At 63.6% G+C, this 11416-nt stretch carries 8 protein-coding genes and 1 pseudogene; 3 read left to right on the top strand and 6 right to left on the bottom strand.

The genetic code is table 11. The annotated features are described in order from the left end of the window. Positions 1-20: 20 nt before the first annotated feature. Together O4G76_RS22070 and O4G76_RS15490 are read right to left on the bottom strand one after the other, a co-directional pair. Positions 21-116 (bottom strand): annotated as a pseudogene (locus tag O4G76_RS22070) (hydrolase); the annotation flags it as partial. 73 nt (positions 117-189) lie between these two features. Next, positions 190-2079, bottom strand: coding sequence for a potassium transporter Kup (locus O4G76_RS15490; protein WP_269398206.1), 1890 nt, complete (start codon positions 2077-2079; stop codon positions 190-192). A gap of 503 nt (positions 2080-2582) precedes the next feature. Here O4G76_RS15490 and secD point away from each other — a divergent pair. The 3 genes from secD (at position 2583) to O4G76_RS15475 (ending at position 7294) form a co-directional block, all read left to right on the top strand. After that, positions 2583-5120 (top strand): protein translocase subunit SecD, encoded by a 2538-nt coding sequence (secD, locus tag O4G76_RS15485; RefSeq protein ID WP_269398162.1) that lies wholly within the window; start codon positions 2583-2585, stop codon positions 5118-5120. Further along, positions 5113-5859: a sulfite exporter TauE/SafE family protein gene (locus tag O4G76_RS15480; protein WP_269398161.1), complete on the top strand. Its 747-nt coding sequence runs from the start codon at positions 5113-5115 to the stop codon at positions 5857-5859. Before secD ends, O4G76_RS15480 begins: the two co-directional genes overlap by 8 nt. 142 nt (positions 5860-6001) lie before the next feature. Next, positions 6002-7294: a hemolysin family protein gene (locus tag O4G76_RS15475; protein WP_269398205.1), complete on the top strand. Its 1293-nt coding sequence runs from the start codon at positions 6002-6004 to the stop codon at positions 7292-7294. Between the two features lie 400 nt (positions 7295-7694). On the opposite strand, the gene O4G76_RS15470 is transcribed toward O4G76_RS15475, so the two are convergent. The 4 genes from O4G76_RS15470 to O4G76_RS15455 form a co-directional block, all read right to left on the bottom strand. After that, positions 7695-8723 (bottom strand): TerC family protein, encoded by a 1029-nt coding sequence (locus O4G76_RS15470; RefSeq protein WP_269398160.1) that lies wholly within the window; start codon positions 8721-8723, stop codon positions 7695-7697. Positions 8724-9125: 402 nt separating this feature from the next. After that, positions 9126-9632 (bottom strand): hypothetical protein, encoded by a 507-nt coding sequence (locus tag O4G76_RS15465; RefSeq protein ID WP_269398159.1) that lies wholly within the window; start codon positions 9630-9632, stop codon positions 9126-9128. A gap of 268 nt (positions 9633-9900) precedes the next feature. Continuing rightward, complete coding sequence (locus O4G76_RS15460) at positions 9901-10107, bottom strand: hypothetical protein (RefSeq protein WP_269398158.1); 207 nt, start codon at positions 10105-10107, stop codon at positions 9901-9903. Continuing rightward, positions 10104-11120 carry a 3-oxoacyl-[acyl-carrier-protein] synthase III C-terminal domain-containing protein gene (locus O4G76_RS15455; protein ID WP_269398157.1) on the bottom strand — a complete coding sequence of 339 codons (1017 nt, stop codon included), beginning with the start codon at positions 11118-11120 and terminating at the stop codon, positions 10104-10106. Before O4G76_RS15455 ends, O4G76_RS15460 begins: the two co-directional genes overlap by 4 nt. Positions 11121-11416 lie beyond the last annotated feature (296 nt).

Here is an 11416-nt window from a genome sequence, read left to right as displayed (position 1 = left end):
GCGTCCTGCCCTGCCAGCTGCTACATATCGTGATGCCAGTGCCTCGCATCTTGGTAAGGGCCCTCGAAGACCTTCGTGATGAAGTCACCCAAGAGGGTGGTGCCTTCCTCCTCGGGGACCGGATTCGAAAGCTAACACTCCACAGGGGAATGGACTGCAAGTGATCGAACGCGTGATCCGAGCTCAGTATCAGATTGATATCTGCTGGCCAATTTCTATGACCCTGTTTGATGGCAGACGATAAAAGCTTGTCGGACCGGCCGCGCTGCGCACCAGGTTCGCATAGAGCTTTGCCTGCCATAGCGGCATTTCCCGTTTCGAGCCGACTTGAAGGAACCTGCGGTGCAGAAAGAAAGACGTGGACATGATATCAAATCGAATGCCCGCTTGTCGTGCCATCTTGAGTATCTTGGGGACATCCGGCCGCTCGGCGTAACCGAATGTCATCTTGATCCTATAGAAACCGTTCTTCATTTCTTCGATCTGCATTCGATTGGCATCGGAAACATAAGGTCGAGCCTCGACCTGAACCGATATGATGACGTTCTGTTCATGCAAAACCGAGTTATGTTTGATATTGTGCAGCAAGGCGGATGGGGCCATTTCGCTGTCAGCACTCAAGAAAACTGCCGTTCCTGGAACCCGAACCAATCTCCCAGAGCGCCCCAGAGTTTCGATCAATGTTGATAGAGGCACACCAGTAAGCCGGAGCTTCTTCTGAATGATACGGGTACCTCTGACCCAGGTCCACATCATGATTACGATCAAGGCGGCAACGCCAACGGTCAGGTAGCCACCGTCAAGGAACTTGGTCAGGTTCGCCATCAAGAACGACAGCTCCACGACAAGCATTGGCCCTACGATCAAGCCGACAAGAGGCAAAGACCATTTCCAGCCGCGGCGAAACAGAATGATTGCAAGGATCGATGTGATAATCATATCGCCCGTCACGGCGATGCCGTATGCGCTCGCGAGTGCTTCGGAGGATTGGAATACGACGACCAGGGCAACGACACCAATATAGAGTAGCGTGTTTACCCGAGGCATGTAGATTTGGCCGATTTGCGTATCCGACGTATGCACGGAACGGAGCCGAGGCAACAAGCCCAGTTGAACGGCCTGATGCGCCAAGGAATAGGCTCCCGATATGACGGCCTGGCTTGCAATGATCGTGGCCAGTGTGGTCAAGATGACGAGAGGCAGAAGCGCCCAACCAGGCGCCATCAGAAAGAACGGGTCACTCGCCGCCTCTGGGTTAGTCATTACCAGTGCACCTTGGCCCAGATAGGTCAAAGCAAGCGCAGGAAGAATGAGCGTAGCCCACGCAATCCGTATCGGGCCGCGCCCGAAATGCCCCATATCTGCGTATAGAGCCTCGGCACCGGTAACAGCCAGAAAGACAGCAGCCATGACCGGGAGTGCCCCAGCACCTTGTTCGATAATGAATGCAATCCCGTGGGCCGGGTTCAGTGCCGCCAGGACGGCCGGAAAGGCTGCTACCTGAGCAAGACCGAGGCAGCCCAGGGCCAGGAACCAGATCAGCATGATAGGCCCAAAAAGGATCGATACCCGACCGGTGCCGAGTGATTGGGCCCAGAATAAGGCTGTTAGGATGACCAGGGCAATTGGGAGAGTGCTGCCCTCAAGTGATGGCTGGACGAGGATCATACCCTCGACTGCGGCCAATACCGATACCGCAGGGGTGATGATCGCGTCTCCGAAGAACAATGCGGTGCCAACCATGCCGAGCCCCAGAAGGAACATCGAGCGCCGACCGGTCGCCTGTTCGACGAGGGCGAACAACGACATGGTCCCCCCTTCGCCGCGGTTATCTGCCCGAAGGATGAGTACCACATACTTCAAAGTGACAATGAGTATCAGGGTCCATAGGAGCAGGCTGACCAGCCCGATGACGTCTCCTGATGGCCGAGTACCGGTAGCACTCGCTCGCAGCCCCTCGCGCAAGGCGTAGATCGGCGAGGTTCCGATGTCTCCGTAGACCACCCCGACAGAGCCGAGGATAAGTTTCCAGCGTGGTTCAGCATGGCCTTGTTGGAAGGAAGAAGATGATCGCTCTATTTGCGAGGACATTGTTTTTCTGCCATTTCATGACCCGTAACTTTGACGAGTTGCTGCTCAGCTTCTCTGGCGCATCTCACAAAACGAGCGGGCATCAAGATGGCACGTTTTGTCGTTCCGGCGAGCCCCTGAGAACGGTTAATTTAGCAATGCGCCTCTGCTGAGCAAACATAGCTCTTGCGGTGATGGGCCCGCGTACTCGCATCCCCATCACCAGTATGGTGCAAAGCAACAAACGACATGGGGAGATCTCTCAGCACCTGCTGGAGAAGGTGTGGGACATTACCTTGAACGGCTCCGGCCTTCCCGCCCGTTGTAACGTTGCGTCCGAGATCCTGCTCGAGGAAAAGATATCGCGAGCCTGATCTTGCAATGGGAGCGCCGCGCCCCGATCTTCCACTTCGCCCGTCGCAGGAGCGTTGGTGGTTCTCACCGGGCCGCGCCTCCACCCTGCGCTGGACATGAGGTCCTGCCCGGACAGTCGGGCTTTTGCGGAGCACATCTTGAAAATACCGGTCTGGCGCCTTGTGGCCTACGCCCTCGTGGTAGTGGCAGGGCTGTTGCTTGCCGTGCCCTCCTTCCTGTCACCCGCCATGCTCGGCCAAGTGCCGTCCTGGCTTCCTCACCAAGCGGTGGCGCTCGGTCTCGACCTGCGCGGGGGCGCATCGCTGACCCTTCAGGCCGATCAGGCCGCCCTCGAAGAGGCCATGCTCGACGACTACCGCGAACGGCTTGAGGCCGCGGCACAGGAGCGTGATCTTCCAGCGCCCGGGATCGCGCGCGACGGCAACGCGCTGCTGCTTGCGTCGGGTGATCGAGTTGAGAATGTCGACCTGCGCGGCCTCGCAGAGGCGGCGATGCCCCGGTTTCAGCGCAGCGGGCTCGGCCAGACCGAGCCCTCCTTCGACATCGCGGAAGCGCCCGAGGGACAGCTGCGGCTGACCTTGCGCGAAGCCGCGATCGAGGCGGCGCGGAGCGACGCCGTCGGTCGCAGCATCGAGGTCGTCCGCCAGCGGGTGGACGAGGCCGGCATCGCCGAGCCGTCGATCCAGCAGGTCGGTGGCGACCGCATCATGGTGCAGATGCCCGGTGTCAGCGACCCCTCGGCGCTGCGGGTGCTCTTGGGCAGCACGGCCAAGCTCGGTTTCCATCGGGTGCTTCTCGATCAGGGTACGGATCAATCTCTACCCGACGGCTACGAGCGGCTGCCGGCCGCGAATGGCGAGGGCGACTATGTCGTCGAGAGGCGGTCCGCGCTCGATGGCGAGCATCTGAGCGACGCGCAATCCGGCTTTCACCCGCAGACCGGTCAGCCGGTCGTGCAGTTCCGCTTCGACACCGAGGGCGCACTGGCCTTCGGTGAGCTGACCCAGGCCCTGGTTGGCCAGCCCTTCGCCATCGTTCTCGACGGCGAGGTGCTGAGCGCACCGGTGGTTCAGGAGGCGATCCTCGGCGGCTCGGGCGAGATCACGGGCAGTTTCACCGTCGATGAAACAACGACCCTCGCCGCGCTGCTGCGCGCGGGCGCGCTGCCGGTGCCGCTGGAGGTGATCGAGGAGCGCACGGTCGGTGCCGATCTGGGGCAGGACGCCATCAGTATAGGGCTGTGGACCGGCGTAGCCGGCTTCGGTCTCGTGGCCGCCATCATGATCGTCCTCTACGGAGCTTGGGGCGCGGTGGCGACCGGCGCGCTGCTGATCAACCTTGCGCTGACCATCGCCGCACTGACCCTGCTCGGCGGCACGCTCACCCTCCCGGGCATTGCCGGCCTTGTGCTTGGCATGGGCTTCGCAGTCGACGCTAACGTGCTCATCAACGAACGTATCCGGGAGGAGACGCAGCGCGGCAAGCGTGCGGCTTCGGCCGTGCAGGCGGGTTTCGACCGGGCCTATCGCGCCATCCTCGACTCCAACCTGACCACTCTGATCGCGACGACGCTGCTGTTCTGGCTGGGCTCGGGCCCGGTGCGCGGCTTCGCCATTACCATGGGCCTTGGCATCCTGATGTCGCTCTTTACCGCCGTGACGGTGGTGCGGGCGGTGATGGACGTCTACCTGCGCGTCCGAAAGCCGAAGGTCTTCGAGGTGCGTCCCCTGCTGCCGTGGCTGGCACGCGGCGGGGTTCCGGCCTTCCGCTTCATGCGCGCGCGCTATCTCGGCCTCGCGGTCTCCCTGGTGCTGTCCACCGCCTCGATCACTCTCTTCGTCTCACCGGGGCTGAACTACGGTGTCGATTTCCGAGGCGGCACGCTGATCGAGGCACAACTCGGCCAGACGACGACGCTCTCGGATGTCCGCGAACCGCTCGAAGCGCTCGGGCTGGGTGAGGTGACCCTGCAAGAAAGCGGCGATGATCGCGGCCTGCTGATCCGGGTCGAAAGCCAGCCCGGTGGCGAAGCCGCACAGACCCGCGCTGCCGAGACCGTGAAAGCTGCCGTGGCCGAGATCGCACCCGACACCGTGTTCCAGCGGGTTGAGGTGGTCGGACCGAAGGTGAGCGGCGAGCTGGCGCTGGCCGGCATCCTCGCAAGCGTCGCGGCGAGCCTGGCCATGCTGGTCTACATCTGGGCCCGCTTCGATTGGCCCTTCGCGGTCGGCGCGATCGCGACGCTGGTTCTCGACCTGACCAAGACCATCGGCTTCTTCGCGCTGACCGGTCTCGACTTCAACCTCACTGCCATCGCCGCCCTGCTGACGCTGATCGGCTACTCGGTCAACGACAAGGTCGTGGTCTATGACCGGATGCGCGAAAACATGGCCATGCACCCCCTGATGCCGCTGCGGCAGATCATCGACCTGTCGATCAACCAGACGCTGGGCCGATCGCTATACACCTCGATGACAGCGTTGGCGGCCATGCTGCCGATGGCGATCTGGGGTGGCGCCGCCGTGCAGAGCTTCGCCGTGCCGATGGTGTTCGGCATCGTGATCGCCGCGAGTTCCTCCGTGTTCATTGCCGCGCCGATCCTGCTGTTCCTCGGGGACTGGCGGACCCGCCGGGGGGCTGTGCCGGTGCCGCCGGAAGGCGTTCAACATGGGTGACGCCTTCTGGCAGATCGTCGTGGTGGGCTTCGCGGCCCAGATGGTCGATGGTGCGCTCGGCATGGCCTACGGACTGACCTCGACTTCGCTGCTGCTGACGCTGGGCTTCACCCCGGCGGCGGCGAGCGCGGCGGTGCATCTTGCCGAAACCGCCACCACCGGTGTCAGCGCGACCTCGCATCATCTGGCGCGCAACGTCGACTGGAAGCTGGTCTGGCCCCTGGCGATCTCGGGTGCGCTTGGGGGTATCGCCGGCGCCAGTCTGCTGGCCACGGGGCTGGGTGACATGCTCGCGCCGCTGGTCTCTGGCTATCTCGTGCTGATGGGCGGCGTGGTGCTTTGGAAGGCTTTCCTTGCCGTTCCCGGCATCCATCCGCCCCGGGGCGTGCGCCGGCTCGGTCTTGCGGGCGGCTTCGTCGACGCCGTGGGCGGCGGCGGCTGGGGCCCGGTGGTGTCGAGCACGCTGCTCGCCTCGGGTGGCTCGGCCCGACACATGATCGGCTCGTCAAACGCGGCAGAGTTCTTCGTCACCGCGGCGATCACCGTCACCTTTGCCGGTCATCTCGGCCTGTCCGAGTTCGGCATGACAGCGCTGGCGCTGGTGCTGGGCGGGCTGCCGGCCGCGCCCTTCGCCGCCATCGCCGTGCGCTACGCACCGCGGCGGCCGCTGATGATGATCGTCGGCCTGCTGATCATCGCGCTTGGCGTTCGGGGCGTGCTTCGGGCCTTCTCGGGCTGAACGGCCTCGACCCCCGGCAGGTCCTGCGGCAGGATCTGCCGGCATGGCCGCAGACCACGGCCCGGTCCTGCGTGCCGCTGTCCAGTCCGCGGAGCCGCCTGTTCCCGAAGCAGGCGGCTCCGCATCCTTTATGAGGTTCCCCATGCTGCTCGAAGCCGCGGTCATCCTGGCCCTGATCGTCCTGAACGGCGTCTTGGCGATGTCCGAGCTGGCCGTCGTCTCCTCGCGGCCCGCCCGGCTCCAGGCCCGCGCCAATCGCGGCGACCGAGGGGCCCGGGCGGCGCTCGCGTTGGCCGAAACGCCTGGCCGGTTCCTCTCCACGGTCCAGATCGGCATCACCCTCGTCGGCATCCTTTCCGGCGCGCTCTCCGGCGCGACGCTCGGCCTGCGCCTCGCCGCTGTCCTGCCGCAGATCGGCGTGCCGAAGCGGCTGGCCGAGGAGGTGGGCGTCGGCCTCGTGGTCATCGTGATCACCTACCTGTCGCTGATCATTGGCGAACTGGTCCCGAAGCGGATCGCGCTGTCAAACCCCGAGGCCATTGCCGCGCGCGTTGCACCTGCCATGGCCCTGCTGGCCCGCGGTGCGTTGCCGCTGGTCTGGCTGCTCGACCGCTCCGGCGGCCTCATTCTCGCGCTGCTCGGCCAGTCCGGCCGGCGCGAGGCGACGGTCAGCGACGAGGAGATCCGGATGCTGATTTCGGAGGCGGAGGGCGCGGGCGTCATCGAGAAGGCCGAGACCGAGATGATCGCCGGGGTCATGCGCGTCGCCGACCGGACGGCGCGCGGCCTGATGACGCCGCGCCAAGATGTCGAGATCGCGCTGACCGAGGAAAGCCGGGAGGAGATCCTCGCGCGCTTCGCGACTTCTGGACGCTCGCGCCTGCCGCTGCGCCAAGGCGGTCCCGATGAGATCATTGGTGTGCTGCACAGCCGCGATCTGCTCGCGGCGCCCGACGGCGCCTTCGAGCCAGCCGCCTTGGCGCAGCCGGCGCCCGTGATCCACGAGGCGCTTCCGGCCACGCAGGTGATCGAACGGCTGAAGGGCGCTCCGGCGCACATGCTGCTGGTCTACGACGAGTATGGCCATTTCGAGGGTATCATCACGCCGATGGACATCCTGGGCGCCATAGCCGGCGGCTTCGACGAGACCGAGCGGGACGAACCCAGGGTGGTGGAGCGCAAGGATGGCTCGCTGCTCGTCGCGGGCTGGATGCCGGTGGACGAGTTCGCGGCAAGGATCGACATCGAGCTCGAAGACAACCCTTCTTACGAGACGGTGAGCGGACTCGTCCTCGACCGCGCGGGAGAACTCCTTCAGGTGGGGCAACACGTCATCATTGACGACTGGCGCATCGAGGTCGTGGATCTGGATGGCCGACGGATCGACAAGCTGCTCGTTTCTAAACCCAAGGGTTCGTCTGTGCCGGGAAGCTGAAATAGCGCTTGTACCGACTCTGGGGAATGGCTCCGCCAAGTCGGCTCCCGGCCCCTAACGGACCTTCGGCGACCACGCGGCAAACGGCAGTCGCAAGCCCTTCGCGAACTCCTTCCTTCAAGCGTAAATAGAATACAGGCTGACCGCGAGCCGTTGCGACACCTTCCCTGCCCGGGTGACCCCGCTTGGCGATCTGCGCGACTGCATCGCGCATGATCTCGTCGCTAAACCTGTTGCCGCTCCTCGTGGTTAAATCGCCTCAAAATTTGCAAAGAAAGCGTCGTTCAAGACGCGGGGCTATTTGAGCGGATATCGCCGTCGGGGCTGACAGAGGAAGCGTACGGGCCCGGCATCACCATGCCGAGCCCTCCCTGCCACGTGGTCTGCGGACGGCGGCCAGTCAGCTCTCGGGTGTGACCGGTATCGCGACCGCCGGAGCCGTCGGTTTTTCCGCATGGACCGGCCGCTGCCGCCCGGTCTTCCACAGCGAGAACGCCATGCCAGCACCGAGGATCGCGAAGGTGATGCCGAGCGACCATGCCGGCGGGAACTTCTCCCAGCCCAGGGCCTCGGCCACGAAGACCTTGGAGCCGATGAACACCAGCAGCAGTGACAGCGCGTATTTCAGGTAAGCGAAGCGGTGCAGCAGCGCCGCCAGCGCGAAGTAGAGCGCCCGCAGGCCGAGGATCGCGAAGATGTTTGAAGTATAGACGATGTAGGGGTCGGTGGTGATCGTGAACACCGCCGGCACCGAGTCCACCGCGAAGACCAGATCGGCCACTTCGATCAGCATCAAGGCCAGCAGCAGCGGCGTAACGTAGCGCCTCATCTTGCCCGTCGCCGGGTCGGCGCGCTTCACGGTGAAGGCATGGCCGTGCAGTTCGTCAGTCACTGGCAGGCGGCGCTTGAGGAACTTCAGCAGCCTGTTGTCCGAAATGTCATGATCACCCTCCGTGACGAACAGCATCTTGATGCCGGTGACGATCAGGAAGGCGGCGAAGATGTAGAGCACCCAGTGATACTCTGCGACGATGGTGGCGCCGAGGCCGATCATCAGGCCGCGCAGCGCGATCACGCCGAGGATGCCCCAGAACAGCACCCGGTGCTGATACTGCCGCGGGATCGCGAAGAAGCCGAAGATCAGCGCGATGACGAAGATGTTGTCCATCGCCAGCGTTTTCTCGACGACGAAGGCGGTGAGATATTGCGCCGTCGCCTCGCCACCTATCTGCCACCAGATGAAGCCCGCGAAGGAGAGGCCAAACGTGATATACACGGCCGAGAGCTTCAGGCTTTCGGCGACGCCGATCTCGTGATCGTCGCTGTGCAGCACGCCCAGATCGAAGATCAGCAGAGCGGCGACCAGCGCCATGAAGACCAGCCACATCCAGAGCGGCTGGCTGAGAAACAGAAGAAACAGGATGTCCACGATGACCTCTTGTGCATGACCGCACCCGAGGTCGGGGGTGTTTGGACCCTAATACCATCGGGCACACCCGATGCGGTCCGACATCACGTGGAAGATCCAACGTCAGAGGGGCCCGGCCCGCACGATGATAGATCCCCCTCTCAAGAGGCGATTACAAGAGGCGGTAAGAAATATTCCAGCACGCCCCGTGGTTGCACTCGCCATGTGCCGCTCCCCGCCACCGTGACGCTGCGTCGTGTGGCGGGATCTGCAACTGCGCATTCCAATTGTGTCCCTTGTAAGCGTCGGAATTTGGTCGGAATGTAGCTCGCGTCTTAAATGCCGATACCGGCTGCTTCTCCGGTTTGCATCTGGCAAAGGCATTCGGGAAAGGGTGAGGCCTGTGGTCGCGAATGACGATTTTCAGGTCGTCGCAGCAGCGGGGAACGGCCCGACAAATTCGACGTCATAGTCCCGGCATGCCGCCATGATCACCGCCTGGTCCATCGGTTCATCAGGATCTTCAGCTTCATTGGGGACTCTGGAGATGGCCCGGTAGAACTCCCCATGGTGGGGCGTAGTCAAGAGCAAGAAACGTGCCGTCTCGCTTTCCACCCTGAAGCCATGAATTGCACCGAGCGCGAAATGCGCAAAGGCCCCCGCGGTGTCCGACCGGCAGGGAAGGCACTCGAGAAAGATAGAGAGCTCCCCCTCGATGACATAGAGGGATTCGATGTCGGCGGCATGCCGGTGCAGCGGCACCGTCTCGCCTCGACGCGCGGTTTCATCAATCAGGGCGAAAGCACCGCCCGTCGTGCCACCGGAAGCGAGAAAGTGAGTGCGCGTTTTTCCTGAGTGCCGCAGTTCGCCCATGCCGGACTTGAGAAAGTAGGCATCGAGAATTTGGTCTTGGTCCATCAACATGGCCATGGAATCCGCTCCCCAAACGACCCGTTGGGATCACAGTCGGTGCCCCTGCATCGGGTCTCGGTCAGGGGGTAATTATAGCATGACCTGGATAACAGCGGCGCACTTATCGGAGATGGTACACTTCTCGGCCATGAGCGTCTCACCAGCACCCTGAGCCATTCATTACCCGGGACAGACCTCGCCAAGTTTGAGGGCATAATTTTACCATTGAAGCCTCTCTTCCATCGCTTTTCCCAATGAAGCAGCGAAGCCTGCCATTCGACTTACTTCAGTGACCAGTCAACGCGTCGATCCCGAAGGCCGCCATCGCCGCGAGCCAGCCTGCGTGCAGAGCCACGATCAGCGGGTAGTACCCCGCGCCGTGCTCATCCGCGCCGCGCGCCATCAGCCGCGTGGTGTTGCGCCGGGGGATGACCAGCGCGGCCAGTCGCTGTAGCCCGAGGAAGCTGAGAAACAGCAGCGCGCCTGCGCTCATGCGGCCACGTCCAGCACGACGAAGGCGGCGGTGAAGCCCGGACCCAGCGCGCAGGCCAGCATCCGCCCCGTGGTGCCGGAGGCCAGCACACGATCAAGCACGAAGAGCACGCTTGGTGCACTCATGTTGCCGAAATCGCGCAGCACCTCACGCTCGGCGTCGAGCGTGCCCTCGCCGAGCTCCAGCGCCGATTCGATTGCCATGACCACCTTGGCGCCGCCGGGATGGCAGACGTAGCGGTCGATATCGGCGCGCCGCAGCCCCGCCGCGGCCAGCGCGCCGTCGACGGCTCCGGCGAAATGCTCAGTGGCGAAGCCCGGGATGGCTCGGTCGAACACCACACCCAGCCCCTCATCGTCGACCTCCCAGCCCATGATCCGCAGCGTATCGGGCCACATGTGCTGATGCGCCGGCCCGATCGCCACCGGGCCGGTGCCGCCCCCGGCGTCGCAGCTCAGGCAGGCCGCCGCCGCGCCGTCGCCGAACAGCACCGTGGCGATGATGTCGGCCTTCTGCAATCGGTCCGAGCGAAAGGAGGGGGTGCAGGCCTCGATCACCACTAAGAGCACCTTCGTCCCGGGGCGGGCGCGGGCGAGGTCGGCGGCGATGCCGAGACCCGCCGTGCCACCGGCGCAGCCCAGGCCGAAGACCGGCACCCGCGTGACATCGCCCCGAAATCCCATTGCCGCCGCCGCGCGCGCCTCGAAACTCGGTGTGGCGATGCCAGTGGTGGAGACGGTGACGATGGTGTCGACCTCATCGGCGCGCCAGCCGGCGCGCTCGAGCGCGCCCGTGGCGGCGTCGCGGAACATCTTCTCGCCGCCCTTGAGATAGACGGCGTTGCGGTCGGCCCAACCATGCGGTTCCTCGAACCACTCTATCGGAGTGACCGACCAGCGGCGCTCGATGCCGGATTGGGCGAAACTCGCAGCGAGGCGTTCGAATTGCGGGAAGCGCGGTCCAAAAATTCGTTCGGCGCTATGCCGGACGAGATCTTGCGATAACTCGTACACGGGGTGGGCTGTCGCCAATCCGTGTAGCACGACACCCATTTAGCGCTTCCTCTCTGAAGGCAGGCAGTGCCGTCATGTGGGCCGGGGCGCCCGCTCGGAAGTCGTACTGCAAATGCCGAGCAATCGCCTCCGTAGGGGTATTGGTTCCTATCGGCACTACGAGTCGAAACACCTCTGCGCCACGAATAGATCTTAATCTTCAAGAGCTCACGCGGCAAGGTGCTTGAAAACGCCCATGGCATGTTTGCCAAGGCAAGAGGGGACAAACTTTCGTGTGCAGTCTGTTACCCGATCGC

Origin of the sequence: Limimaricola sp. G21655-S1 (assembly GCF_027213785.1) — a bacterium.
Classification (GTDB): domain Bacteria; phylum Pseudomonadota; class Alphaproteobacteria; order Rhodobacterales; family Rhodobacteraceae; genus Limimaricola.
Note: the sequence above shows the minus strand (reverse complement) of the source record. Positions and strands in the feature narration are given on the sequence as shown.

What these genes read in the sequence shown, in the direction of transcription:
- O4G76_RS15480 (WP_269398161.1), top strand. Translation starts at nt 5,113, where the DNA reads ATGGGTGACGCCTTCTGGCAGATCGTCGTGGTGGGCTTCGCGGCCCAG.
- O4G76_RS15465 (WP_269398159.1), bottom strand. Translation starts at nt 9,632, where the DNA reads ATGGCCATGTTGATGGACCAAGACCAAATTCTCGATGCCTACTTTCTC.
- O4G76_RS15475 (WP_269398205.1), top strand. Translation starts at nt 6,002, where the DNA reads ATGCTGCTCGAAGCCGCGGTCATCCTGGCCCTGATCGTCCTGAACGGC.
- O4G76_RS15460 (WP_269398158.1), bottom strand. Translation starts at nt 10,107, where the DNA reads ATGAGCGCAGGCGCGCTGCTGTTTCTCAGCTTCCTCGGGCTACAGCGA.